Origin of the sequence: Acinetobacter sp. 10FS3-1 (assembly GCF_013343215.1) — a bacterium.
In the GTDB taxonomy this organism is placed as follows: domain Bacteria; phylum Pseudomonadota; class Gammaproteobacteria; order Pseudomonadales; family Moraxellaceae; genus Acinetobacter; species Acinetobacter lwoffii_C.
Map to the genome: position 1 here is coordinate 1,559,681 of NZ_CP039143.1, position 25,918 is coordinate 1,585,598.

Below are 25,918 nucleotides of genomic sequence, written 5' to 3' on the forward strand. Positions count from 1 at the left end.
AAAAGTAAAAGGGAATATGTTGTTGTGTTTGAACTTGACTGTAAATTACTCAGTATTTTTTATTATGTATATAAATTCAAAAATGTCTCACAGGCAGCCGAACATCTGGAAATGAGCCAGCCAGCGGTCAGCAATTTACTCAATAAAGTTCGCCAGCATTATAGTGACCCTCTGTTTCTGCGTATTGGCAATGAAATGCTACCGACCGAGTTGTCTAAGCAGCTGTTTCCTTTGGTTAGTGAAGCACTGAGTAAAGTGGAGGCCATCAATAATTTTACCATTGATTTTGATCAGGCCACTTCGCAGCAACAGTTTACGCTGGCCATGACCGATGTATCACATCTGGTACTCTTGCCAAAAATTTCCCAATATCTCAAACAGCATGCTTCTCATATTCGGCTGAATGTACGCCCCATTACTTCAGAAACCAGTTATCAGATGGCCAATGGCGAAATTGATCTGGCTTTGGGCTTTTTGCCTAATTTTGAAAATGGTTTTTATCAGCAGAAGCTGTTTGAACAATACTATGTGGTGATTGCAGCCAAAGACCATCCACGGCTAACGGGTGACACCCTGACCACGGAAGAGTATTTACATGAAACTCATATTGATATTGATGCAGGCATGGGGCATTACCATATTGAAAATGAGTTACTCCGTCTGGAGTTAAAACGCGATATTTTGATGCGTTTGCCGAGCTACTTAGGCGTGGGTCTGGTGGTACAAGAGACTGATGCCATTGCAACCGTGCCGTATTATTTAAGTGAAGTACTCTTGTCTCGCGGTAATTTGAAAATTTTTAATGCGCCCATTGCTTTTCCGACCTATTCAGTAAAACAGTATTGGCATGCTTCTTGTCATCATAAGATTAGCCATCAGTGGTTGCGTCATACTTTCTATGAAATTTTAAGTAAATAGTTTTTTTAATTTCAATAACTGGATAAAGACCAGACAACGGACGGGGGTGATTACGCACAGTGTATAGGAGCAGGTGAATCATCAGATCATTCATTTCCCGGATGATTTGCCCTGCGAACAGGTGAATAAGGAATCAAGCTCCTTTAAATCGGGCAGAAATTCAGACAAATATTATCAATTTTATAAAATAATTCTATAATAGCGTCCATTCGGGTCAGGGTTCATCTAAACCATAGATGCAGATGTCTCATGCTGACCATTTTCTATTTTTCATTCAAGTTCTCCTCTGTGATCCGGCTTGTATATTCAGATTTAGCATCTTATTTGTCCATGACGGCACATAAGAATATTAGGTATCCACATGGAAATTAAGGTCAATTATCTCAATAATCTTCGCCAGGAAGCCAAGTTTGATGACTTCACGGTAATCGCTGATCAGCCGATCCGTTATAAAGGTGATGGCTCAGCGCCGGGTCCATTCGATTATTTTCTGGCCTCATCGGCACTTTGCGCTGCTTATTTTGTGAAAGTGTACTGCGCGGCGCGGAATATTCCGACCGACAATATCCGCCTGTCACAAAACAATATTGTCGATCCGGAAAACCGCTATAAACAGATTTTTAAAATTCAGATTGAACTGCCGACCGATATTTCTGATAAAGATCGCCAAGGTATTTTACGTTCAATTGACCGCTGTACGGTAAAAAAAGTCATTCAAACCGGCCCTGAATTTATCATTGAAGAAGTGGAAAGCATTGATGCCGATGCTCAAGCCTTATTGATGCCAAGTCTGGCTTCTGACCATACGACGTTCATTGCGGGTAAAGACCTGCCGCTGGAAGAAACTATTGCCAATATGTCTGCCATTCTGGCCGGTCTCGGCATGAAGATTGAAATTGCATCTTGGCGCAATATTGTGCCGAATGTCTGGTCATTGCATATTCGTGATGCGCAGTCGCCAATGTGCTTTACCAATGGTAAGGGATCGACCAAGGAAAGCGCACTGGCGTCAGCATTGGGTGAGTTCATTGAACGTCTCAACTGTAACTTTTTCTACAATGACCAGTTCTGGGGTGAGGAAATTGCCAATGCCGAATTTGTGCATTATCCTGACGAGAAGTGGTTCCAGCCAGGTCCGAATGGCGAACTACCTGTAGAAATTTTAGATGAACATACCCGTGAAATTTATGATCCTGAAGATGAGCTTTTAGGCATCCATCTTTATGATACCAACTCCGGGAATATGGCACGTGGTATCTGTTCATTGCCATTTGTGCGACAGTCTGATGGTGAAACCGTATATTTTCCATCCAATCTGATTGAAAACCTGTATTTAAGTAATGGTATGAGTGCTGGCAATACCTTGGCTGAAGCTCAAGTTCAGTGCCTGTCTGAAATCTTTGAACGTGCGGTTAAACGTGAAATTCTGCAAGGGGAATTGGCCCTGCCGGATGTGCCGGAACATGTATTGGCAAAATATCCAAAAATTGTGGCAGGTATTCAAGCTTTAGAGGAACAAGGTTTCCCGGTACTGGTAAAAGATGCGTCTTTAGGCGGTCAGTTCCCGGTAATGAGTGTGACCTTGATGAATCCGCGCACGGGTGGGGTATTTGCTTCATTTGGGGCTCATCCAAACTTTGAAGTAGCTTTAGAACGTAGCCTGACTGAGCTGTTGCAAGGCCGTAGTTTTGAAGGCTTAAATGATCTGCCACAACCCACTTTCAGCAGCAATGCCGTGACTGAGCCAAATAACTTTGTCGAGCATTTTATTGACTCCAGCGGTGTAGTGTCTTGGCATTTCTTTAGTGCAAAGTCAGATTATGATTTTGTCGAATGGGACTTTACCAATAATGGCCAAAACTCGAATGCGGATGAAGCCCAGGCATTATTCAGCATTCTGGAAGATATGGGTCATGAAGTCTATATGGCCATCTACCAGCATCTTGGTGCAACGGCTTGTCGCATTCTGGTGCCGGGTTATTCGGAAGTGTATCTGGTTGAAGATCTGGTTTGGGATAATACCAACAAGGCCTTGCAGTACCGTGAAGACATTCTCAACCTGCATCGTCTGGATAATGAACAACTGGAGGCGCTAGTAGAGCGTCTGGAAGAGTGTGAACTGGATGACTATACCGAAATCCGCACCTTAATCGGGATTGAGTTTGATGAAAATACCGAATGGGGCCAGTTAACGATTCTGGAATTGAAATTGCTGATTTATCTGGCGCTACAGCAGTTTGAAGAAGCCAAAGATCTGGTGGAGCAGTTCCTGCAATACAATACCAATACGGTTGAACGCGGCCTGTTCTACCAGTGCATGAATGTGGTGCTTGAAGTTATTCTCGATGATGAACTAGAACTGGAAGACTACGCCTATAACTTCCGCCGTATGTTTGGTGATGCCCATATGGATGCAGTTATGAGTTCAGTCGAGGGTACAGTACGTTTCCATGGCCTAAGCGAAACCAATATGCAGCTTAAAGGACTGGATCGTCATTTACGTCTGATCGAAAGTTACAAAAAACTGCATGCAGCCCGTGCCAAGTTTGTAGCGAGTTAAATCATGAATCTTGAAAATGGTTTAGGGGGGGCGCTAAGCCATTTTTTGAGCGTCATCCATAGCGGTTGAAAGCATGTTTTGTGATTTATTAATCCCAGCTCCCTGGGGAACTGGGATTACCTAAAAAATTAAAGTGAAGTGTTAACAATAACGGCTTCAAGGTTGGGTATATGAATAAAAGGAACATGCCTTTTATTCACCAGAATTACCTTACATATTCGGATAATTCGGACCACCGCCACCTTCCGGTGTTACCCAGGTGATATTCTGGGATGGATCTTTAATGTCACAGGTCTTGCAGTGTACACAGTTGGCTGCATTAATCTGGAAGCGTTTTGAACCATCATCATTTTCCATAATTTCATACACACCCGCCGGGCAGTAGCGTTGAGCTGGCTCATCCCATTTCGGCAGGTTCACTTCTACCGGAATTGAAGCATCGGTCAGCTTTAAATGCGCAGGCTGGTTTTCTTCATGCACGGTATTCGATACAAACACTGAAGACAGACGGTCAAACGTCAGCTTGCCATCCGGTTTTGGATAGTTCGGCTTGAAGTTCACTGCATCAACAGTTTTCAACGTCTTAAAGTCTGGCACCAGGTCATGTAAAGTGAAGGGTACTTTAAACACGTTCTGGTCGATAAAGTTAAAGGCGCCCCCCATCCATTGACCGAACTTGTGCATTGCCGGGCCAAAGTTACGCGCATTGTAGAGTTCTTCTTTCAGCCAGCTGTTGTTGAACTTCTCGATATAGGCAGTCAGCTCTTTGATGAAGAAATCTTCACCTTCGCTCACACGGGCAACTGCAAGATCACCACCTTTTTCTACACCGGCCTGGATTGCTTCAAATACCGCTTCACCGCAAAGCATGCCAGATTTCATTGCCGTATGTGAGCCTTTGATCTTGGCAAAGTTCAGGAAACCTGCATCATCACCGATTAAAGAGCCACCCGGGAAAGTGAATTTAGGCAGCGAGTTAAAACCACCCTTGGTCACAGCTCGTGCACCATAAGAAATCCGCTTGCCACCTTCCAGATACTGTTTGATTAAAGGATGGGTTTTCCAGCGCTGCATTTCCATAAATGGATACATGTGCGGATTGGTATAGGACAGATCCACGATCATGCCCAAAGTTACCTGATTGTTTTCAGCATGGTATAACCACCAGCCGCCTGAAGAACCGGTTTCATTTAAAGGCCAGCCGGCCCCGTGCATCACCAGACCTGGCTTATGTTTGGCCGGATCAATTTCCCAGAGTTCTTTAATCCCGATCCCGTAGTGCTGTGGATCAGCATCTTTATCCAGATTGAATTTTTGAATCAGGCGTTTACCTAAATGGCCACGGCAGCCTTCAGCAAAGATGGTGTATTTGGCATGCAGCTCATAGCCCGGGGTGAAGTTATGCGTCGGTTCGCCATCTTTGCCAATGCCCATATCACCGGTTTGAATACCTTTCACCGTACCATCTTCATGGTAGAGAATTTCAGCAGCTGCAAAGCCCGGGAAAATGGAGACTTCCAGCTCTTCGGCTTTCTGGCCTAACCAGCGCACCACGTTGCCGAGGGAAATGACATAGTTGCCATCATTATGCATGGTTTTTGGCACCATCCAGTGCGGAGCCTGTTTGGAGGTGGTTTCAGACAGCAGGAAGAACGTCTTGTCTTCAGTGACGGGCACATGAAGAGGCGCTCCCTGTTCTTTCCAGTCAGGGAAGAGTTCATTGATGGCACGAGGTTCGATAATTGCACCGGACAGGATGTGGGCACCGACTTCGGAGCCTTTCTCTACGACACAAACGGACAGATCGTTCAAGTTGTTTTCAATTGCAAGTTGACGGATTTTAATTGCCGCAGAAAGACCCGCAGGGCCTGCACCTACGATGACTACGTCAAACTCCATCGACTCTCGAGTAATATCTTCCATAATCTAAAACCTAAGGTTGTTATACGATAATGATGCTTGCACACTGTTCAGACTATAATTTAGTAAAGCTTTATTTTATAAAGCAAAGAAGTGAATCAAGCCGCTTCCACAGAACAGATTCCATGATTAAAAAATAGCGGTTAGATCTGTAACAAAATAGAGAATGAGGGGGTATCATTCTCTATTTCAGACCCAATAACTCAAATATTATTCAAGCTTAACGCAATATTATTGACCATATGAATGAGGCGAGGGCCAATTTCATTTTCCAGCTTTTCCTGATCCAGAATGTAGCTTGGAGCACCACAGTTAAAGGTTAAAATGCCATGTTTAGGGTGAATCAGAGGAACCGCGACAGAATTCACATCTTTGGTCCAGTCACCGATAGAAAGACAATATAAAATCATCTGTTTGAATCTAAATATCAGGATTAAAAAATAAGATTAAGCGCAGTTTTGTGCCTCTCTATAATACTGTAGTAGAGAAAAATACTCCTGTTTTTCACGATCCTTGTGAGCATTCTATTATTCCATTCGTTCAGCATTGGATAAGCACTACTTTGAATGAAATAAAAATACAACTAATCAGCAAATTAAGAATATCCTTTTTAACACAGGAAAATATTTTTTTATGATCATTTAGTTGGTTTTAATTTAGGGCATATTCAAATTTTGGCGGTTATCTCAAACGCCCCCATTTAAATGATACGGACGCCGAAGGCTGGTTTGATACTGGCGATATTGCCTATCAGGACCAGCAGGGCTATATCCGGATTTGTGGCCGTAAGAAGGATGTGATTATCCGTGGCGGAGAAAATATTCCGGTCGCAGAAATTGAATCATTGCTCTATAAACATCCGAATATTGCAATAGTAGCTTTAGTGGCTTATGCAGATGAACGAATGGGTGAGCGTGCCTGTGCAATCATCAAGCTGAAAGATCCAACACAGCCGTTAAGTTTTAATGAGCTGGTAGATTTCCTGAAAACCCATAATCTGGCCATGCAATATGTTCCGGAACGTTTGGAGATATGGGATGAAATTCCAATGACGCCATCGGGGAAAATCCAGAAATTTAAACTCAGAGAACTCTTGGCCCAATCTATAGCATCAGCAGCAATTGCAATGAATTAAAAAATGGAATAATTAAATGAGAAAAACCCTGAACAATACAATATTATTCAGGGTTTATTTTCATCTTAGATAAAAACGGCAATGGGGGGAACAAAAATCCCAAGCTTAATTTTTGGACGAGTTACAATTTTATTAGGCTAACTCCAACCTCTATAGTCGCAGCAGAAGATACCTGATTTTATCTGCTAGTACTTTGCATCTGCCTTGAAATACTGTCCAGCTTTTTTGTGAACGATGTCCATTTATGAAGGGGCTTTTAAATAAGCTTAGTTTTGATCTGAACTTTTCTTTTTCTTGCCTCCGCCATCTTGTTTATTGACTGTTGACCAGGCAATCCGTTCAGCCTCCTCTTCAGATCGGCCGCGTTCTTTTTCACTGTCTTCAATATGCTTGGCCTGTCGCTTTTGTTTATCTGTATAAGCAGATTTATCACCTCTAGGCATCTCACTATCCTCATCAGATTTGCAGTGAAAAATACTATAACAAGCGCTTAGGTGGGAAAGGGTAAGTATCTGTCAGAATTTGTTTAAATTATTTTGGAATCTGCCAAACTTGATAAAAAATCAAAAGCCGCCTCATATTTTTAATGTATTTCAAAGCACATATAATACACGCCATTTAGGGCTATTATTCAACTTAATAAATTGATTGTATTAAATATTTTTATAATCCTTATAGATTAGTAGAAATATTTTTTGAAAACTAGAAATTCTCAAAAATGAAGATAAGCATCCACAAGGATGCGTTATCTTCAGATCTGATTAACCATTAATAATGCTGCCACCATTCACATGAATGACCTGACCTGAGATATAACTGGCTTCTTCACTGGCCAGAAATAAATAGGCAGGTGCGACTTCACTCGGCTGTCCCATGCGGCCCATGGGGGTCTGTTTACCAAATTCTTCCAGCTGTTCTGCATCAAAACTGCTCGGGATCAAGGGTGTCCAGATCGGGCCGGGCGCTACACCATTGACCCGGATTCCCGTTTTGTTTTTCAATAAATTGGTAGATAAGCTTCGCGTAAAGGAGGTAATGGCCCCTTTAGTGCTGGCATAGTCGATCAGCAGGTCATGACCGTGATAGCTGGTAATACTGGTGGTGTTAATAATGCTGTCACCTTCATGCATATGCGGCAGTACCGCCTGAGTCAAATGGAACATTGACAGAATATTGACATTAAACGTTTTTAATAGTTGCTCAGAGGAAATATCCGTAATACTCTCCTGTGGATATTGAACGCCGGCATTATTCACCAAAATATTAATAGTTTTAAATTCCTGAAGGGCTTGCTCGACCATTTTCCGGATGGTTTCAGGTTGCTGCAAATCGCATTGAATCAGGAGGCAGCGTCTGCCTTCATTTTCAACCATTTTTTTAGTCTCTTGTGCATCCTGATCTTCATCCAGATAGCAGATGACAATATCAGCACCTTCACGGGCAAATAAAACAGAAACGGAGCGTCCAATGCCACTATCGCCGCCTGTGATCAGTGCCACCTTATCTTTTAATTTATCACTGCCTTTATAATTTGATTTGATGACTTCCGGGAGAGGATTCATTCTGCTTTGGATACCCGGTTGATGTTCTTGCGTTTCAGTTGAAGCTGGGGTTTCAGGATAATGATTCATCTCTTCTCCAATTCCAATGAGGTCGTCCTATAAGAAAAAATATATTAGGAGAATTTGAAAAAAATGAGTCAACACCTCACATTTCATAACATAATGTATTCGTGATTTATCAATTTTTCATTCAGATTGACATTATGAATGATTTTTGCTGGAACAGGCTGGATGAAGATTCTTTTAATTACAGGTTGGGGACTAGGCATTTCAGTTCTCCAGCCATTTGCGGACTTGCTAAGACAACAGCAATATCAGGTTGAAATCTGGGACATCTTTGATCCCAATGACCTTTCAGTTCGTGCTGCCAGAGTAGAACAGGCCCAATCTTTTGATGTTTTAATCGGCTGGTCATTGGGCGGGCAACTTGCTTTATTGCTTGTGCATGCAATTTATCAAAAAACACAGCTTGTTAAACCTGTCATCTGCTGTATGTCGAACCCCTGTTTTGTGGCAAATGATCTTTGGCCTCAAGCCATGCCCTATATGCAATATCAACAGTTTCAAAAGTCTGTTTTAAAAAATCCTCTACAGGCAATGCAGCGCTTCTGTGCATTAGTGACTCTTGGTTCATCAGCACCTCGAGAAAGGGCAAAATATCTTCAACAACAGATTCTAAATATTGATTTAATCTATCAAGCCCGCCATCTCTATCTTCTTGAACAATTAAATTTGGTCAATATCTTCAAGTCTTATCCAGGCAAGATGCTTTTTGTATTTTCCAGAAACGATATGCTGGTTCCCTACCAACTTAGCCAGGAAAGCGAGCTATTAGCAGCATGTAACCTGAACTTGGTAAGTATTGATGCTGCACATGATGCCATCCTGTTCGATACAAAATTGTTAATCGAACCAGTTTTAATATTTTTAACCGATACAGTAGCAGCTAAAGCCAAATAGCAGATAATGACATTTTCATTTCAATTTTAAAACGTTAAGATCAAAGTCATCTTTATTATTAGGGTTGAATTCTGTGCAGGACGCTTTCGATCAACAGCATATTTGGCATCCTTATACCTCCATGACTAATCCACTTCCCTGTTATAAAGTCAAGGCGGCACAGGGGGCAGTGATTGAACTGGAGGATGGATCTCAACTGATTGATGGAATGTCTTCTTGGTGGTGTACGATTCATGGCTACAATCATCCGGAATTAAATCAGGCTGTCAAAACCCAACTGGAATCGATGTCGCACATCATGTTTGGCGGCTTGACCCATCAGCCAGCAATCGACCTGGCCAAACTGCTCCTTGAAATTACCGCTCCTGAGCTGGATAAAATTTTCTTTGCCGATTCTGGCTCAGTGGCCGTTGAAGTGGCTTTGAAAATGGCCGTGCAATACTGGCATGCAAGACAGCAGCCTCAGAAAACCAATTTTGTTACGACCCGTTCCGGTTATCATGGCGATACCTGGAATGCCATGTCGGTATGTGATCCGGTGACGGGCATGCATCAGATTTTTGGTTCCAGTCTAGCCCAACGTTTTTTTGTGCCTGCGCCGCAAAGTACTTTTGAAGGAGAATGGCATGTGGCAGATATTCAACAGCTAGAACAGGTCCTAAAAGAAAAGCATCAGCAGATTGCGGCCCTGATCATTGAGCCGATTGTACAAGGCGCAGGTGGAATGCGTTTCTATCATCCTGAATATTTAACACAGGCCAAACGACTCTGTGAACAATATGATGTCCTGCTGATTCTGGATGAAATCGCAACCGGTTTTGGCCGTACTGGAAAACTCTTTGCCTATGAACATGCTCAAGTGAGCCCCGATATTATGTGTATCGGCAAAGCACTGACGGGGGGGTATATGACGCTCTCTGCGACCCTGACCACAAAGCATATTGCAGACACGATCTCCGATGGTGAAGCAGGTGTGTTTATGCATGGCCCGACATTTATGGCCAATCCTTTGGCTTGCGCCGTTGCTTTAAAAAGTACCCAGCTATTACTTGCCCAGGACTGGCAAAGTCGTATTCAGGCCATTGAAGTCCTGCTCAAAAAACATTTACAGGTTTTGAACACTTTGCCGCAAGTCAAAGCAGTTCGCGTTCTGGGCGCCATCGGTGTGGTCGAGTTGCACCAGCCTGTAGATCAGGCTCACTTTCAGGCTGAATGTGTACGCCGTGGGGTGTGGATTCGTCCTTTTGGTCGCCTGGTCTATGTCATGCCTCCTTATGTAATTTCTGATGCTCAACTTGAGACCCTGTTAAAGCAGATGGTTGAGATGGTTCAAGAGATGGAGTTAGCCCATGCACCATCTTGACTATTTTCAGCAGCAACTGGATGAGCTGAAACAGCAGGGTCAATACCGTCAGTTTAAGGCCAATATTTCAAGCCAGCCTCGGCTACAAATGAATGGAATCGAGATGCTGAACCTGGCTTCTAATGATTATCTGGGACTGGCTTCAGATCTTCGCTTACGTGAAGAGTTTTTTGACCTGATACCTCTGTCGGAACGCCAGATGAGTGCCAGTTCATCACGTTTGCTCACCGGTAATTTTGCAGCATTTGAACAGCTTGAAGACACGATGGCGCAAGCATTTGGCCGCTCGGTATTGCTGTTCAATAGCGGTTATCATATGAATATCGGAATTTTGCCGGCGCTCGCCAATGCAAAAACCATGATCATTGCCGATAAGCTGGTGCATGCTAGCATCATTGATGGCATACGCCTTTCCAAGGCGCAGTATGTCCGTTACCGGCACAATGATCTCTGCCATTTACAGCAGTTGTTAGAAAGGTACCAACTCGATGCAGCAATTGACCGCATTATTGTGGTCACTGAATCTATTTTTAGTATGGATGGCGATGAAACGGATTTAAAAGCATTAGTGGCCTTAAAGCAGCAGTGTGACAAGGTCATGCTGTATGTAGATGAAGCACATGCGATCGGCGTACGTGGTGAGCGGGGGCTTGGCTGCGCCGAGCAGTATCAGGTGCTGGATCAGATTGATTTGCTGGTGGGTACTTTTGGCAAAGCACTGGCTTCTGTCGGCGGTTATCTGGTCTGTCATCCGGTAATTCGCAACTATTTAATCAATACAATGCGTCCGCTAATTTTTAGTACCGCGCAACCTCCACTCTGTATGGCATGGACGCGTTTTATTTTCCAGAAAATGCAGCAACTGCGGGCAGAGCGGCAATATCTGGCCGAACTGGCTGCACAGTTTCAGCAGGGCATTCAGGCACTAGGCTTTGCCTGTCCTTCGAGTTCACAGATTATTCCGGTGATGATTGGTGAATCCGGTCAAACTGTTCAGGCCGCCCAGATGATGCAAAAAAACGGCTTTTATATCTTGCCGGTGCGCCCGCCAACTGTCCCGGTCAACACTTCAAGACTAAGAATCTGCCTGCACCGGCAGGTAGAACAAGAAGATTTGAATCACTGTCTGACCTTATTGGGAAGCTTGTCTCGATGAAAAGTGAACAGATTGCCCGACGTTTTGCCCAGGCACATTTAAGTTATAAACAGCACGCCGTGGTCCAGAATGCAGTGGCTGCCGAGCTGATACAGCTGTTACAACAGCATGTGAGCCAGCCGGATTTTCAGCGCGTCCTGGAAATTGGTTGCGGTTCAGGCCTGTTTAGCCAACGCTTTATGCAGTCCTATGGTTTTGAACATCTTTTTTTGAATGACCTGTATGCCGAAGTACAGCAGCATTTTCAGGAGGATGATCGTCTTTTATGGGGCTTGGGTAATATTGAAACGTTGCCGTTGCCGCAGTCGCTGGATCTGGTGGTATCTTCCTCGTCACTGCAATGGATTAAGGATTTAGCAGCACTGTTGAAGAAAGTTCATCAGGCTTTAAAGGCCTCAGGCCATGTATGTTTTTCCAGTTATGCCCAAGACAATTTAAAAGAAATTAAAGCTTTAACCGGGCAAGGGCTGGATTATTTAAGTTTGGATCAAGTCGTGAGAATGCTTGAATCACAGGGTTTTGAAGTGATTGCACAGCATGAAGAGCGAATGACTTTAGACTTTGAACATCCCAAGCAGGTGTTACAGCATATCAAGGCCACCGGAGTACAAGCGACAGCACAGGGTTTTCGCTGGACCAAGTCTTCACTGCAGGCCTTTTATCAAAATTATCAACAATTTCAACATCCCGATACGCAGCATTATGGCTTAACTTATCATCCTATTTATGTGATTGCCCGGAAGGTGATATGAACGCGCAGATTTATTTTGTCAGTGGTATTGATACCGCTATTGGTAAAACCTTCGCCACAGGTTTTCTGGCCAAACACTGGAACGAGCAGGGCATCCGCACCATCACGCAAAAGCTGATTCAGACCGGTAATACTGACGTTTCTGAAGATATTGAACAGCACCGAGAAATTATGGGCTGCGGACTGCTCAGTGAAGATCTGCAAAAGCTGACTATGCCAGAAATTTTCACTTATCCGGCCTCACCCCATCTGGCTGCCAGATTAGACAAGCGTGAAATTGATTTTGGGAAAATTGAGCAGGCTACCCAACAGCTGGCCCAACATTATGAGCGGGTTCTGATTGAAGGTGCGGGTGGTTTGATGGTTCCACTGACCGAAGACTGGTTGACAATTGATTATATAGTGGCACAGCAATACCCGGTTATTCTGGTGACTTCTGGACGTTTGGGCAGTATTAATCACACCTTACTCAGTCTGGAACTGCTCAAGCAGCGCCAAGTCAAGCTGCATGCCTTGGCCTTTAATCATACGGACAATTCACAGGATGAACTGATCGCTAAAGATACGATTCGCTATTTAAAACAGTATTTGCAACGAGATTTTACTGATACTGAATGGCTGGATATTCCGGCTATGGATCTAGAACAGGATTAAAGAGAGATAAAAGAAATAAAACATCGGGGAATTTTCATTAAGGTCGGTTATACGCAATGGATTAACGCAAATCAAAGAGAAAGGTTAGTAAAGCCTCTTACAACAGCGAAGGCCCAATCTTTGATTGGGCCTTCGCTCAAAGCCAATATTTAATGATGAATTAAATACTCACTTTAAAAGGAATTAAAAGAAACCGGCTGGTTTAGTTGAATAGCTCACCAACAGGTTTTTGGTTTGCTGGTAATGCTCAAGCATCATTTTATGGTTTTCACGTCCAATCCCTGATTTTTTATAACCACCGAAGGCAGCATGAGCAGGGTAGATATGATAACAGTTGGTCCATACACGACCCGCCTGAATCGCACGACCCGCACGGTAAGAGGTATGCGCTGAACGTGACCAGACACCGGCACCTAGACCATAAATAGTGTCGTTGGCAATGCGGATTGCATCATCAAAATCTTTAAAGGTGGTGACAGCAAGTACCGGTCCAAAAATCTCTTCCTGGAAGGTTTTCATGTCATTGGTACCTTTGAAAATAGTCGGCTCAATATAAAAACCTTGACCAACCTCATGGCGTTCTGCACCACCGGTTAAGATTTCGGCACCTTCTTCACGACCAGTTGCAATACAGCCCAGAATTTTATCTTGCTGTTCCTGAGAGGCCTGCGCACCAATCATGGTTTCGGTATCTAGCGGGTGACCGGTTTTAATACGTTTTACTCGTTCGATTGCTCGTTCCAGGAATTTGTCCGCAATACTTTCCTGAACCAGGGCACGTGATGGACAGGTACAAATTTCTCCCTGATTCAGGGCAAACATGGTAAAGCCTTCAAGGGCTTTGTCTAAATAGTCATCTTCCTGATCCATAATGTCTTCAAAGAAGAGGTTTGGAGATTTACCGCCCAGCTCCAGCGTAACTGGAATAATATTTTCGGTCGCATATTGCATAATCATCTGGCCAACCCCTGTTGAACCAGTAAATGCAATTTTGGAAATACGCGGGTTGGTTGCAAGCGGGCGACCCACTTCTACACCATAACCGTTGACTATGTTAAGTACACCTTCAGGTAACAGGTCTTGGATCAATTCAACCAGAACCAGAATGCTGGCAGGGGTTTGTTCGGCAGGTTTCAATACAATACAGTTACCCGCCGCCAACGCCGGCGCCAGTTTCCATGTGGCCATTAAAATCGGGAAGTTCCACGGGATAATCTGTCCAACGACCCCTAAAGGCTCATGGAAGTGGTAAGCGATAGTATCTTCATCAATCTCTGAAATACCGCCTTCTTGAGCACGGATACAGCTGGCAAAATAGCGGAAATGGTCAACGGCCAAAGGAATATCGGCAGCCAGTGTTTCGCGAATCGGTTTACCGTTATCCCAGGTTTCAGCCACAGCCAAAAGCTCTAAATTGGCTTCTAACCGGTCAGCAATTTTTAATAAAATGTTAGAGCGAGTTGTTGGAGAAGAGCGGCCCCATTGATCTTTGGCCTTATGTGCCGCATCCAGTGCAAGCTCAATATCTTCAGCGCTTGAACGTGGAATTTTGGTAAATACCTTACCATCTACTGGAGAAATGTTATCAAAGTATTGACCTTTTACAGGTGGTACCCATTGTCCGCCAATGAAGTTCTCATATTGGGCTTTAAACTGAACTTTTGAACCGGGTTGATTAGGATCGACATAACGCATATAGGTGTTCCTTGACTTATTTTAGTGTTGTAAAAATCTGTAATTACAGTTTTGGTATCAGGGACTCTGGTACACTATTCGACTTAGCATACATGGAATAAGGTTGGAGAAAGGTTGGAGACAAGAAGGTTTACAATTTTTTCACTTGATCTTAAAAGATAGTTATATAGTCATTACAGTGGATGTAAATCATGGCTTTTTTTGTGAGAGTATGGAATGGAGATAAAGCAAGATCTGAGCCAGAGACGACAGAAAATCGAACAGTTTAGAGCGAGTAGTAGTTGGTCGGCATTACATGCAGAGCAACTGGGGCAAAGTATTGCCAGCTCCTGGCAGCGCTCATCTTCTGCTGCAATACCAAAAGATCGTTCTGCGGCGCCTTTAATCCATTTGCAAAAAGAAACTTACTCTTCCACTTTGGCAAATGCCTTGCAATATTGTGCGCAGGATTTAAAGCATATTGCTGAACAGTCTTCCATGGTACTGGCAGTTGCAGATATGGGCAGTACCATCATTTGGTCAGCCTCTAGCCCGCAAATGAAAAGTGCCGCCGAAAGTGTACATTTTATCGAAGGTGGGCAATGGCGTGAAGAACTGGTGGGGACAAATGCTTTAGCACTGTCATTAAAAACTCAGCAATCGAGCTGTGTGTTTTCCAATGAACATTATATGTCGTCTATCCACGACTGGGTTTGTTATGCTGCTCCGATTGTTGATCCGCATTCACAACAGCTTTTGGGGGTAATCGACCTTTCGACCACCTGGCAACAGCATAATAGTCTGGGACTGCTGGCTGCGGAACGCTGTGCTTCCATTATTCAGTCTGCTTTACTGGAACATCAAAAGCAGCAACTCTATATTCGTGCTTTTTCTGTGCCGCAAGTACTGTTCAATGGTAAGGTTTTGGTGCTGACTCCACGCCAGATTGAAATCCTGACCATTCTGGCTTTATGTCCACAAGGTCTAAGTCTGGACAGTCTGCACCAGGCTTTATATGGTGAGCGTAAAGTCAGTATGGGCACATTAAAGGCGGAAATGTCACAATTACGTGATGTGCTTGGGGGAATGCTGGGTTCAAGGCCGTACCGTTTATTGGCCCATGTCGAGGCTGACTTTTTGCTGACAGAGCAGGCTTTAGATGCAGGGTATATCGATTCTGCCTTAAAACTGTGTAGCGGGGTGTTTTTGGCTAAAACAGAAAGTCCTTTTTTATGTGCATGGCGCGATTGTCTGGAATCTCGCTTAAGTGATGCCATTTTTAAAGCCAATGAAACCGATGTATTACTGAAACATGTAGCGCGCTTCCCCGAGGCGATTGATGCTGTCGAACGTTTGATTGAGCTGATGCCGAAAACGAATCCCGTATATCAAACCCTATTAAAATATAAAGATAGTTAAGACGGCGATAGGCTGAATTGATCAAGCTTTGCATTTGCATACACGGCCGATCATTAAAGTTTTTTAAATGGCTGGTTTATCTTCTGAATCTTATGGATCAGGTTGCTATAGTGCCTTGAGGGCGCCGTCGGACAGTCTTATATTCATTTATTAAGACTTTCTCCCTTATCCTGCTGACGAACCAGAATTCCCCCCAATTGTAAGAGTAAAAAAAAGCAACTACCGTCTAACCTATTTTCTAAAAAATACGTTAAACAGCAGTTGCTAAAAATGTAAGCCAATAACTAAATGGGAGAGAGGGCTTACATTGAGGATTACATTGCAGCTTTAAAAATTTCTACCACTTGCGCATGGGTTGCTTTACGTGGATTGGTCAGCATACAGGCATCTTTTTGCGCATTTTCAGCCATAATTGCCAGATCAGCTTCCTTCACAGATAATTCAGCTAGACCAGTTGGAATACCAATTGAAGCTGAAAGTTGACGAATCGCATCGATCGCTTCATAAGCGGCTTCATTGACGGTCAAGCCTTCAATATTCACGCCCATTAACTGTGCAATTTTGGCATAACGGTCAGGGCAGGCAATCAGGTTAAATTCACATACATGTGGAAGTAAGATTGCATTACATACGCCATGCGGCAAGTTATAGAAACCGCCAAGCTGATGTGCCATCGCATGTACATAACCTAGCGAAGCGTTGTTAAAAGCCATTCCTGCCAGATATTGTGCATAGCTCATAGCATCACGCGCTTCCAGGTTTTCACCATTGGCAACCGCAGGGCTGAGCCATTGGCTAATCATGCTGATAGCTTTTTCTGCACAGGCGTCGGTAATAGGGTTGGCGTCAGTAGAAACATACGCTTCAACTGCATGAGTCAAGGCATCCATTCCGGTAGCAGCAGTTAAGCTGGCCGGTTTGGCAATCATCAGCTTCGGGTCATCAATCGCAATTAGCGGAGTACAGCGCCAATCGACAATAGCCATTTTCACATGAGTCTCTGTATTGGTAATAATACAGAAACGTGTCATTTCAGAGGCAGTACCGGCTGTAGTATTGATCGCAATCAGCGGTGTCATAGGCACTGTGCTTTTATCAATACCCTCATAATCACGGATATGGCCGCCGCCCGCAGTCACCAGCCCGATACCTTTGGCACAGTCATGTGATGAACCGCCACCTAAAGACACAATAAAATCACAAGCATTCTCGTGATAGGCTTGCACCCCTTTATGTACGTTAATATCAGTAGGGTTCGGTTCTGCACCCGGGAAAATATGACAGTCGACGTTAGCTTCTTTTAAATAAGCAGCAATCGTATCGGCAACACCAAATTTAAACAGACCGGCATCTGTCACAATCAGGGCTTTCTTTGCGCCTAAATTTTGTGCTCTGCTTCCTACTTCTTTGGCACAGCCAGGACCAAAAAGTGAAACACAGGGAATGTAAAAACCATTGGTTTTATCTGCAAGATTTTTAAAAGCCATGGGGCAACTCCTTTTACCATTATTCAATTGTTGACATTTTTCATCGTCGATGAAGTATGCAGTCAAGTCCGGAAGAATCCCACCTACCAAACACCTACCATTTTAATAACATGTTGATTTTTATCTAAAATCTGAATGGGATTTAGCCGTTCCCTTACATCGAGGACCTTACGATTTAACAATAGATGTATAGAGTAGAAGGAGGACAGGACATGTCTCACTCTTATTCGAGCGATTTTGATAAAGGCAACAAGATGAGTATCCTGATATTTTTTAACTTAAAGATGAGCTATATTCATTTTTGGTGATTTTGTGAGTGAGACAAGATCTTTAGGAACACTACTCAGAAACAGAATATAAATATTCTAAAGAGACATGTTTAAGTCCGATACAGCATTCAATTTAGAGCTATAAAAATTCATTTCTCTAAACCGGTTTTTAAACTTTCCTTTAACTTTATTTGACATTAGCTATTGTATTTTATCATTTTTATATATTTATTAAGCTGAAAAATAAACAAATTTATCTAGACCTGTTTATTCATGATACGATTCAAGTATAAATTACCTTATCAAGAAATTCAGATTTATCTTAGAAATTAGGGCACCGGATCATCATTAATAAAGAGTTTGCATGTTCGATTAAAAGCATTCGTTTTGATGAAAATTATCATCCTTCAGACAGTACGCGTCTTACCACTAACTTTGCAAATCTGGCAAGAGGAGAGAGTCGTCAGGAGAACCTGCGTAAAACCCTGGCGATGATCAACAATCGTTTCAATGACTTGGCTCATTGGGATAATCCTCAGGCAGATCGTTATTCAGTTGAAGTTGAAATCATTTCTGCGGATATGGATATTGAAGGCAAGGGGAAGGCGTTCCCAGTCATTGAAATGTTGAAGACGACCATTATTGATCATCACAAGAACCAGCGCATTGATGGCATGGTTGGAAACAGCTTTTCCTCTTATGTACGGGATTATGACTTTAGCGTATTGCTATTAGAACATAGCAAGAAGCAGTCGACACGCAGTACTCCAGATCATTTTGGCGAATTACATGGCAAGCTGTTTAAATATTTGGTCAACTCTGAGGCCTATAAAGCAAAGTTTAATAAAGCACCGGTGATATGTCTCAGTGTCTCAAGTAGCAAGACCTATCAGCGGACTGAAAACCAGCATCCTGTATTAGGTGTGGAATACCAGCAAGATGAATATTCATTAACCGATGAATATTTCAAAAAAATGGGCTTAGAGGTTCGCTACTTTATGCCATCCAACAGCGTGGCGCCTTTGGCTTTTTATTTTAGTGGAGATTTACTGAGTGATTACACGAATCTGGAGTTGATTAGTGCCATTAGTACAATGGAAACCTTCCAGAAAATTTACCGACCTGAAATTTACAATGCCAATTCTGTGGCAGGGAAATGTTATCAGCCAAGTTTGAAATATCAGGATTATTCACTCACGCAGATTGTCTATGACCGCGAGGAGCGTAGCCAGTTAGCGCTGAAGCAGGGCCGATTTACGGAAGAGCAGTTCATCAAGCCTTATCAGAATATCCTTGAACAATGGGCAAAAAGCTACTCGGCTTAAAACCACTCACTACTTGATTCACTAAACGATAAAAGAAGATTGATGATGAAACGTCTATTACCGACCTCAACGGCTGGCAGTTTGCCAAAACCTTCCTGGCTGGCAGAACCGGAAAAACTCTGGTCACCGTGGAAACTACAGGAAGATCAACTGATTGAAGGCAAACAAGATGCCTTACGTTTATCATTACTAGAACAAGTCCATGCAGGTCTTGATATTGTGAGCGATGGTGAACAAACTCGCCAACATTTTGTCACTACCTTTATCGAACACCTCGACGGCGTTGACTTTGAAAAGCGTGAGACAGTCCGAATCCGTAATCGCTATGATGCAAGTGTACCTTCAGTGGTAGGAGCAGTATCTCGTCAAAAACCGGTTTTTGTGGAAGATGCTAAATTTTTACGCTCTCTGACCAGTCGGCCAATTAAATGGGCATTGCCTGGGCCAATGACCATGATTGACACCCTCTATGATGGTCACTACAAAAGCCGTGAAAAACTTGCCTGGGAATTTGCCAAAATTCTTAATCAGGAAGCAAGAGAATTAGAAGCTGCCGGTGTTGATATTATCCAGTTTGATGAACCGGCATTTAACGTGTTTTTTGATGAAGTGAATGATTGGGGCGTTGCTACCCTGGAAAGAGCCCTTGAAGGCCTGAAGTGTGAAACCGCCGTACACATTTGCTATGGCTATGGTATTAAAGCCAATACCGACTGGAAAAAGACTTTAGGCTCAGAATGGCGACAATACGAGGCAGTCTTTCCCAAACTGCAAAAATCCAAGATCGATATCGTGTCTTTAGAATGTCAGAATTCTCATGTTCCGATGGATCTGATTGAGCTGATTCGCGGAAAAAAGGTGATGATTGGTGCAATTGATGTAGCAACCAATAGAATTGAAACTCCAGAAGAAGTTGCTGAGACCTTATGTAAAGCACTTCATTTTGTTGATGCTGACAAGCTTTATCCTTCAACCAACTGTGGTATGGCGCCGTTGTCTCGCCAAGTCGCAATAGGCAAGTTGAATGCTTTAAATGCTGGTGCGGAAATTGTTCGTAAAGAGCTAACAGCTTAGTTCTTATTGATTACATGATGCGTCAAGAAAGATCTAATTCGGTTTGATCAGGTATTTCTGGTCAGACCGATAAGCGCAATCCAGATGAAATAGCATGTTAACCCAAATACATTCAGCTGATCTGCCGACGCCGTGGTATCAAAAAAGCTCTATCTTAAGAAAAACGCCGATTTAATTTTGGAACAAGTGATGATTGACTCAACTGACTTTAGAAATGCCATGTCTCTGTTAACAAGTGCGGTTAATATTGTGACTACAGCAGGAGCATCTGGTTCTCATGGATTTACTGCATCTGCGGTATGTAGTGTCACGGATACACCACCAAGCTTGCTGGTCTGCATGAATAAAGCCTCTAGGTCTCATGCACACTTTATAGAAAATAAAATTTTAACTGTGAATGTGTTGGGCGCACAACATAAGCATATTTCCAAGGTCTTTTCATCCAAAATGAGTTCAGAAGAACGGTTTAAACATGGAACCTGGCTGGAATTAGAAACGGGTGCACCTGTTTTGGAAGATGCTCTGGTTAGTTTTGATTGTGAAATCGATCAGATTCAAGAAGTTGGAACGCATACTATTTTCATGTGTCGTATTGTCGCGATTCAACAAAGTCAAAATGATCAAAGCTTGGTTTATTTCAATCGTGCTTATCATCATGTCGGTGGGGAGGTAGTTGCTTAAATGGTGAGGTTTTTAGAATGTACAAGCGCACTAAACTTTAGTGTAACGTATATATTATGTCACTTGGAATACTCAGCAACGTGAATATAGAGTTGCAGATTCACGTGGCTGAGCTGTGGCAACAAATAATGTTGTGTAGCATATCTCGGATATTCTATTTAATTCATGCTGACCTAAAAGTTTAGTTCACCAGGAAAGTTAAAATTTATATTTAGCTACTCAGGAGATGGAATTTACAAAATTAAGTTTTAGTCTATCAACCTAAAAAAATTAGGGCATAGTATAGGTCTTCACTATATCCAACTATGCTGTAACGATAGCATTTACTACCGATAAACCTAAATTACTCCTACTTGTCTTTATCGAATCTAAATCAGATTTGAAAAATAATTACGCTGGGTGCTGTCCTGCGGTAATAACTCTAATAAGCGCTGTACTGCATCAATTCGATCATATGTTTGCCCAATAATTCGTAATAACTGATCAATATCTTTTATTTGATAGATCAACTGGCTTAAACGGGCATCAAAACAATGTCGCCAAGTACTTAGTAAAGGGCTTTCTGATTTAGATAAAAAGCTACCTTTATATAGCGAGAATGTGCTGGCAATAAGATTTGCATTTAATGATTGTTCAGCACGTAAAAAATCACATTGGACTTCACAGGTAAGCCTATAAATACGAGCCTCGATTGAATGAGGTAATAGGCTACGAAGTTGTGAAAGCTCAGCCTTTAGGGTTTTTAGGCTGACATTACGCTCACCATAAAGGGCAGAGTGTAACTCTTCTAAACCAATACCATAGGGATGCAAAGCTAAAATGCAAAGTATTTCAATTTGACGGTGACTCAAACTCAATGTTTGCCCATTAAATTGAACCCAAGGCGAGCCTAGCGCCTTAATGTATAAAAAATTTTGCTGCTCAAATTTTATGGCTCGTTGTATTAAATCTGCACAGCGTTCAACTGCAAGCAGTCCCAAAGGAGTATGTTTTTTATATTTTGTGGAAAGGTTAATAATCCCATGAAATTGCCCTGATGTCGGATCCCAGATCGGTGCAGCATAACAGACCCAATCACGAACACTGCCCATTTGGTTCTCATGAGAATAGACACAACTTGATATCTGGCTATTTAAAGTCATACCTATCGCATTGATCCCAACAGCCTGTGTAGACCAATGCCCACCCTCAATAAAATGAGCCTGTTCAGCAGAAGAAAGCATTGCCGAACTACTCCATGTCCATAAGAGGGTACCTTGATGATCTGTAAGACCAATAGCCATATCTGAATCATTAGCTATTTTGAGTAAGTCAGCATAATTATGCTGGATAGAGCGGCGAAATAAAGAAGTTCTATCTTCTGGAGGTAAGGCCAAAACAGGGGCGGCATGCACAGTATGCTGATTGATTAAATGGGTTGTTTGCAGCTTTTTTGCAGGTGTTGTATTGCACAGATTCATATCATATTCCCTTATGATCAGACTGTAATATTTTTAAATACTAGAAAAGAGTTTTGAAGTTTATAGTCAATTATGCTATTTCCTCTTGCTTACATTTAAAATGGTTTTATCTTTGCTTTGTTAAATCCTATCTTTTGGTTTTACCAGCTCCTTGCGCTACTTTAAAAGTGTTCTTATGGGCTGAAAATGACTATTTCCATCTCAAATGTTAATAAACGTAAACAGGATAAAAAGTCATTCACGCATGTAAGGAGTAGGTACAGCCTCACCATGATATTGACGATCAGCAAAATAACTCGACCGAACCAATGGTGCACTCCAAATATTCTTAAACTTTAAGTGTTCTCCATGAGTTTGATACCGTTTAAACTCTTGCAATGTAACAAAACGATGAATTGGTGCATGTGATTTGGATGGCTGTAAGTATTGGCCAATTGTGACATAGTCAATTTGATAATCTTTCAAATCATTTAATAACACAATAACCTCAGCTTCAACTTCTCCCAAACCGACCATCAAACCACATTTGGTTGGGATATCAGGGCAGTAGTGTTTAAATTTCTTAAGTAAATCCAGTGAATGCTGATAGTTAGAGCCTGGCCGCATGGCTTTATACAAACGTGGAACAGTTTCAATATTATGATTAAAAACATCGGGTGGATTTTGACTCAGAATCTTCAGGGCAATATCTGCACGACCACGAAAATCAGGCACTAAAATTTCAATTAAAGTCTCTGGACTGGTTTGACGAATTTCTCGAATGCAATCGGCAAAATGCTGTGCGCCACCATCTTTTAAGTCGTCCCGATCAACCGAAGTAATCACGACATACTTTAAGTTTAAATTCTTTACCGTTTCAGCCAAATGCTTTGGCTCATTAATATCTAAAGCATGAGGACGACCATGAGCGACATCACAAAATGGGCAGCGCCGAGTACAGATATCTCCCATAATCATGAAGGTTGCGGTCCCACTGCCAAAACATTGCGGCAAGTTAGGACAAGCCGCTTCTTCGCAAACCGTATGTAGTTTTTGTTGCCTTAATAAATCCTTAATGATTTGGACTTCCTCAGGTTGACTAATTTTAGCCCGAATCCATTCTGGCTTCTTCGGTGTCGTTTTCGTTGGAATAACTTTAATTGGAATACGCGCCATTTTTTCAGCGCCCCGCAGCTTCTTTCCAGTTAATCTGGTGTTATTTAAATCCATTTCAAACACTCCATCGTTTAAAATAATTAATATAAATTCTGATATTAAATAAGCTGTTTTAAAAGCATTAATAATATTAAAACAGGGCAAAAAACTTATCATACAAAACAAAGGTTGGCTAAAGGTTTGTTTTTATATGTAATTGAACAATATTGAAAATTTACAATTTTTTTTAGATTTATAAGCTCATGTTTTTAATATCTATCTTATCTTTTTATGCATTATATTTTTTTAGTCTAATATGAAATTTAATAAAAATATTCTTATATAAATATACGATTTAAAAATCCAATTATTCAATTTTGGATTTTCTTTTAAGCGTAGGGAATAAGGAATAAATATATGCAATTAACGGAAGAGCAATTGCTGGCAGCATACAAAAGAATGCGCGACATTCGTGAATTTGAGGACCGACTTCACGATGAAAATAATACAGGTGATATTCCAGGATTCATCCACTTATATAGCGGTGAGGAAGCGGTGGCAGTAGGAATCTGTGAAAATTTAACAGATAAGGACTTCATTACCTCAACACATCGTGGTCACGGACATTGTATTGCTAAAGGCTGTGACATTCACGCCATGATGCTAGAAATATTCGGTAAAGATGATGGTCTGTGTCGTGGTAAAGGCGGCTCAATGCACATTGCGGACTTAGATAAAGGCATGCTTGGTGCAAACGGTATTGTCGGTGGTGGCCCACCTTTAGCAATTGGTGCAGCTCTAAGTGCCAAAACCCTCAAGAATGGTGGTATTGGTCTATCGTTTACGGGGGATGGCGGATCAAATCAGGGCTTAACTTTTGAAGCAATTAATATGGCTGTGGTGTTAAAGCTTCCTGTCATCTTTGTTTTTGAAAATAACGGCTTTGGTGAAGGTACTGCACACGACTATGCCGTAGGCAGTAAAGACATTGCAGGTCGAGCGGCAGGTTTTGGCTTACCTGCTGAAAAGGTAGATGGAACAGACTTTTTTGCTGTGTATGAGGTTGCACAAAAGGCAATTGAACGTGCCCGCCGTGGTGAAGGTCCGAGTGTAATTGAAACGATAACCAACCGTTTTTATGGACATTTTGAAGGTGATCCAGGGCTTATCCGCTCCAAAGAAGAACTGGATTATGTCAAAGAATATAAAGACCCATTGAAAATATTTCGTGAAAAAGTCAAAGGTAAAATTGACGAAACTAAACTGGACGCGATTGATGCCCAGTCTAAAGCCAATGTAGACGACGCCGTGGCAAAAGCACGCGCAGCTATGTATCCAGAAGTCTCTCAGTTGCTTACTGATGTTTACGTCTCTTACTAAAGGAATAGTAGAAAAATGCCAAATAAAAGTTATCGAAATGCGATTAAAGAGGCAATTGAATTAGAAATGCGCCGAGACCCAAGTGTTATTGTGGTCGGTGAAGATGTTCGTGGTGGGCATGGTGGCAAAAATACCGATGACAATAAACTGGAAGGTTTTGGCGGTGTACTGGGTGTAACCAAAGGTTTATGGACTGAATTTGGTTCTGAAAGAGTCATTGATACTCCGATTACAGAATCGGCGATTATTGGTATGGCGGCAGGTGCTGCTGCAACGGGTTTAAGACCTGTGGCAGATTTAATGTTTATGGATTTTTATGGCGTATGTTATGACATGCTGTATAACCAAGCGGCTAAATTCCGCTACATGTTTGGTGGCAAAGCCAAAGCACCACTCGTCGTACGTGGCATGATCGGTGCAGGTTTTTCCGCTGCAGCACAACATTCTCAGTCGCCATATAACGTGTTTGCCTCAGTGCCGGGTTTAAAGGTGGTGGTACCTTCTAGTGCCTATGATGTGAAAGGGTTATTGATTCAAGCCATTCGAGATGATGACCCAGTGGTCTTTTGTGAACACAAGTTATTGTATGACCTTAAGGGCGAAGTACCAGATGAGGCCTACACTATTCCTTTTGGCGTTGCGAATTACACCCGTGAAGGCACTGATATTACCATTATTGCCTTAAGCCTGATGGTGCATCGCGCCAATGAAGTTGCTGACAAGCTGGCAAAAGAAGGTATTTCGGTTGAAGTGGTTGACCCTCGAACTATTTCTCCGTTAGACGAAGATGGTATTTTAGAGTCAGTGGCTTCCACAGGTCGCGTAGTGATTGTAGATGAATCGGCGGCGCGTTGCGGTTTCGGACATGATGTGGCTGCACTCATTGCACAGAAAGGCTTTCATTATCTTAAAGCACCAATCGAGTTAGTCACTCCACCACACTCACCCGTACCATTTTCACCAGTACTAGAAAAAGAATGGCTACCAAGTGTAGAACGCATCGAACAGGCTGTACGGAAGACGTTGGAGGCTTAGG

The 25,918-nt window shown here is 42.4% G+C and carries 20 protein-coding genes and 2 pseudogenes; 14 read left to right on the forward strand and 8 right to left on the reverse strand.

Annotated elements, in window-relative coordinates; translation table 11 throughout:
* Positions 1-24: 24 nt before the first annotated feature.
* Positions 25-918 (forward strand): LysR family transcriptional regulator, encoded by an 894-nt coding sequence (locus E5Y90_RS07380; protein WP_151206343.1) that lies wholly within the window; start codon positions 25-27, stop codon positions 916-918.
* 361 nt (positions 919-1,279) lie between these two features.
* On the forward strand, positions 1,280-3,478 hold the full coding sequence (locus E5Y90_RS07385) for an OsmC domain/YcaO domain-containing protein (RefSeq protein WP_174659849.1): 2,199 nt from the start codon (positions 1,280-1,282) through the stop codon (positions 3,476-3,478).
* 210 nt (positions 3,479-3,688) lie between these two features.
* Here the strand turns inward: E5Y90_RS07385 and E5Y90_RS07390 are convergent, their stop codons facing one another.
* Together E5Y90_RS07390 and E5Y90_RS07395 are read right to left on the reverse strand one after the other, a co-directional pair.
* Complete coding sequence (locus E5Y90_RS07390) at positions 3,689-5,401, reverse strand: electron transfer flavoprotein-ubiquinone oxidoreductase (RefSeq protein WP_174659850.1); 1,713 nt, start codon at positions 5,399-5,401, stop codon at positions 3,689-3,691.
* A 200-nt stretch (positions 5,402-5,601) separates the two neighbouring features.
* A pseudogene (locus tag E5Y90_RS07395) lies at positions 5,602-5,823 on the reverse strand (IclR family transcriptional regulator); the annotation flags it as partial.
* A gap of 233 nt (positions 5,824-6,056) precedes the next feature.
* On the opposite strand from E5Y90_RS07395, the pseudogene E5Y90_RS07400 reads away from it, so the two are divergent.
* Positions 6,057-6,533, forward strand: a pseudogene (locus E5Y90_RS07400) (AMP-binding enzyme); the annotation flags it as partial.
* 266 nt (positions 6,534-6,799) lie between these two features.
* Here the strand turns inward: E5Y90_RS07400 and E5Y90_RS07405 are convergent.
* Entirely contained in the window at positions 6,800-6,976 is a 177-nt protein-coding gene (locus E5Y90_RS07405; protein WP_161981114.1) for a hypothetical protein, read from the reverse strand.
* Positions 6,977-7,294: 318 nt separating this feature from the next.
* Positions 7,295-8,164 (reverse strand): SDR family oxidoreductase, encoded by an 870-nt coding sequence (locus E5Y90_RS07410; protein WP_174659851.1) that lies wholly within the window; start codon positions 8,162-8,164, stop codon positions 7,295-7,297.
* Positions 8,165-8,326: 162 nt separating this feature from the next.
* On the opposite strand from E5Y90_RS07410, the gene E5Y90_RS07415 reads away from it, so the two are divergent.
* The 5 genes from E5Y90_RS07415 to bioD all read left to right on the forward strand — a co-directional run bounded on the left by E5Y90_RS07415 (position 8,327) and on the right by bioD (position 12,979).
* Entirely contained in the window at positions 8,327-9,055 is a 729-nt protein-coding gene (locus tag E5Y90_RS07415; protein WP_174659852.1) for an alpha/beta hydrolase, read from the forward strand.
* A 73-nt stretch (positions 9,056-9,128) separates the two neighbouring features.
* Positions 9,129-10,418, forward strand: a complete 1,290-nt coding sequence (gene bioA, locus E5Y90_RS07420; RefSeq protein ID WP_174659853.1) for an adenosylmethionine--8-amino-7-oxononanoate transaminase — start codon at positions 9,129-9,131, stop codon at positions 10,416-10,418.
* Positions 10,405-11,574: an aminotransferase class I/II-fold pyridoxal phosphate-dependent enzyme gene (locus E5Y90_RS07425; RefSeq protein ID WP_174659854.1), complete on the forward strand. Its 1,170-nt coding sequence runs from the start codon at positions 10,405-10,407 to the stop codon at positions 11,572-11,574. Before bioA ends, E5Y90_RS07425 begins: the two co-directional genes overlap by 14 nt.
* The gene (gene bioC, locus E5Y90_RS07430; protein ID WP_174659855.1) at positions 11,571-12,326 is read left to right on the forward strand and encodes a malonyl-ACP O-methyltransferase BioC; all 756 of its coding nucleotides are present in this window, start codon (positions 11,571-11,573) and stop codon (positions 12,324-12,326) included. The genes E5Y90_RS07425 and bioC overlap by 4 nt, the downstream gene beginning before the upstream one ends.
* On the forward strand, positions 12,323-12,979 hold the full coding sequence (gene bioD / locus E5Y90_RS07435; protein ID WP_174659856.1) for a dethiobiotin synthase: 657 nt from the start codon (positions 12,323-12,325) through the stop codon (positions 12,977-12,979). Before bioC ends, bioD begins: the two co-directional genes overlap by 4 nt.
* A 183-nt stretch (positions 12,980-13,162) precedes the next feature.
* Here bioD and E5Y90_RS07440 read toward each other — a convergent pair whose 3' ends face one another.
* Entirely contained in the window at positions 13,163-14,674 is a 1,512-nt protein-coding gene (locus E5Y90_RS07440) for an aldehyde dehydrogenase family protein (protein WP_174659857.1), read from the reverse strand.
* Positions 14,675-14,890: 216 nt separating this feature from the next.
* Between E5Y90_RS07440 and E5Y90_RS07445 the strand changes: the two genes are divergently transcribed.
* Positions 14,891-16,072 (forward strand): transcriptional regulator, encoded by a 1,182-nt coding sequence (locus E5Y90_RS07445; RefSeq protein WP_174659858.1) that lies wholly within the window; start codon positions 14,891-14,893, stop codon positions 16,070-16,072.
* A 314-nt stretch (positions 16,073-16,386) separates the two neighbouring features.
* Here E5Y90_RS07445 and mdh read toward each other — a convergent pair whose 3' ends face one another.
* Positions 16,387-17,559, reverse strand: coding sequence for an iron-dependent methanol dehydrogenase (mdh, locus tag E5Y90_RS07450; protein ID WP_151203083.1), 1,173 nt, complete (start codon positions 17,557-17,559; stop codon positions 16,387-16,389).
* A gap of 616 nt (positions 17,560-18,175) precedes the next feature.
* On the opposite strand from mdh, the gene E5Y90_RS07455 reads away from it, so the two are divergent.
* The 3 genes from E5Y90_RS07455 to E5Y90_RS07465 all read left to right on the forward strand — a co-directional run bounded on the left by E5Y90_RS07455 (position 18,176) and on the right by E5Y90_RS07465 (position 20,908).
* Positions 18,176-19,153: a DUF1852 domain-containing protein gene (locus tag E5Y90_RS07455; protein WP_174660578.1), complete on the forward strand. Its 978-nt coding sequence runs from the start codon at positions 18,176-18,178 to the stop codon at positions 19,151-19,153.
* Positions 19,154-19,198: 45 nt separating this feature from the next.
* Positions 19,199-20,227, forward strand: coding sequence for a methionine synthase (locus tag E5Y90_RS07460; protein ID WP_151206286.1), 1,029 nt, complete (start codon positions 19,199-19,201; stop codon positions 20,225-20,227).
* A 189-nt stretch (positions 20,228-20,416) separates the two neighbouring features.
* Complete coding sequence (locus E5Y90_RS07465; RefSeq protein ID WP_151206285.1) at positions 20,417-20,908, forward strand: flavin reductase family protein; 492 nt, start codon at positions 20,417-20,419, stop codon at positions 20,906-20,908.
* A gap of 368 nt (positions 20,909-21,276) precedes the next feature.
* On the opposite strand, the gene E5Y90_RS07470 is transcribed toward E5Y90_RS07465, so the two are convergent.
* Positions 21,277-22,368 (reverse strand): transcriptional regulator, encoded by a 1,092-nt coding sequence (locus tag E5Y90_RS07470; RefSeq protein ID WP_174659859.1) that lies wholly within the window; start codon positions 22,366-22,368, stop codon positions 21,277-21,279.
* A gap of 234 nt (positions 22,369-22,602) precedes the next feature.
* Positions 22,603-23,577, reverse strand: coding sequence for a lipoyl synthase (lipA, locus tag E5Y90_RS07475; RefSeq protein WP_174659860.1), 975 nt, complete (start codon positions 23,575-23,577; stop codon positions 22,603-22,605).
* Positions 23,578-23,919: 342 nt separating this feature from the next.
* On the opposite strand from lipA, the gene E5Y90_RS07480 reads away from it, so the two are divergent.
* Together E5Y90_RS07480 and E5Y90_RS07485 are read left to right on the forward strand one after the other, a co-directional pair.
* Complete coding sequence (locus E5Y90_RS07480) at positions 23,920-24,882, forward strand: thiamine pyrophosphate-dependent dehydrogenase E1 component subunit alpha (RefSeq protein WP_174659861.1); 963 nt, start codon at positions 23,920-23,922, stop codon at positions 24,880-24,882.
* A gap of 15 nt (positions 24,883-24,897) precedes the next feature.
* Positions 24,898-25,917 (forward strand): alpha-ketoacid dehydrogenase subunit beta, encoded by a 1,020-nt coding sequence (locus E5Y90_RS07485; RefSeq protein ID WP_151206282.1) that lies wholly within the window; start codon positions 24,898-24,900, stop codon positions 25,915-25,917.
* The last annotated feature ends 1 nt before the right edge of the window (position 25,918 follow it).

Coding starts and splice junctions, on each gene's coding strand:
- E5Y90_RS07385 (WP_174659849.1), top strand. CDS start 1,280: ATGGAAATTAAGGTCAATTATCTCAATAATCTTCGCCAGGAAGCCAAG.
- E5Y90_RS07390 (WP_174659850.1), bottom strand. CDS start 5,401: ATGGAAGATATTACTCGAGAGTCGATGGAGTTTGACGTAGTCATCGTA.
- E5Y90_RS07405 (WP_161981114.1), bottom strand. CDS start 6,976: ATGCCTAGAGGTGATAAATCTGCTTATACAGATAAACAAAAGCGACAG.
- E5Y90_RS07410 (WP_174659851.1), bottom strand. CDS start 8,164: ATGAATCATTATCCTGAAACCCCAGCTTCAACTGAAACGCAAGAACAT.
- E5Y90_RS07415 (WP_174659852.1), top strand. CDS start 8,327: ATGAAGATTCTTTTAATTACAGGTTGGGGACTAGGCATTTCAGTTCTC.
- E5Y90_RS07425 (WP_174659854.1), top strand. CDS start 10,405: ATGCACCATCTTGACTATTTTCAGCAGCAACTGGATGAGCTGAAACAG.
- bioC (WP_174659855.1), top strand. CDS start 11,571: ATGAAAAGTGAACAGATTGCCCGACGTTTTGCCCAGGCACATTTAAGT.
- bioD (WP_174659856.1), top strand. CDS start 12,323: ATGAACGCGCAGATTTATTTTGTCAGTGGTATTGATACCGCTATTGGT.
- E5Y90_RS07440 (WP_174659857.1), bottom strand. CDS start 14,674: ATGCGTTATGTCGATCCTAATCAACCCGGTTCAAAAGTTCAGTTTAAA.
- E5Y90_RS07445 (WP_174659858.1), top strand. CDS start 14,891: ATGGAGATAAAGCAAGATCTGAGCCAGAGACGACAGAAAATCGAACAG.
- mdh (WP_151203083.1), bottom strand. CDS start 17,559: ATGGCTTTTAAAAATCTTGCAGATAAAACCAATGGTTTTTACATTCCC.
- E5Y90_RS07460 (WP_151206286.1), top strand. CDS start 19,199: ATGAAACGTCTATTACCGACCTCAACGGCTGGCAGTTTGCCAAAACCT.
- E5Y90_RS07465 (WP_151206285.1), top strand. CDS start 20,417: ATGATTGACTCAACTGACTTTAGAAATGCCATGTCTCTGTTAACAAGT.
- E5Y90_RS07470 (WP_174659859.1), bottom strand. CDS start 22,368: ATGAATCTGTGCAATACAACACCTGCAAAAAAGCTGCAAACAACCCAT.
- lipA (WP_174659860.1), bottom strand. CDS start 23,577: ATGGATTTAAATAACACCAGATTAACTGGAAAGAAGCTGCGGGGCGCT.
- E5Y90_RS07480 (WP_174659861.1), top strand. CDS start 23,920: ATGCAATTAACGGAAGAGCAATTGCTGGCAGCATACAAAAGAATGCGC.
- E5Y90_RS07485 (WP_151206282.1), top strand. CDS start 24,898: ATGCCAAATAAAAGTTATCGAAATGCGATTAAAGAGGCAATTGAATTA.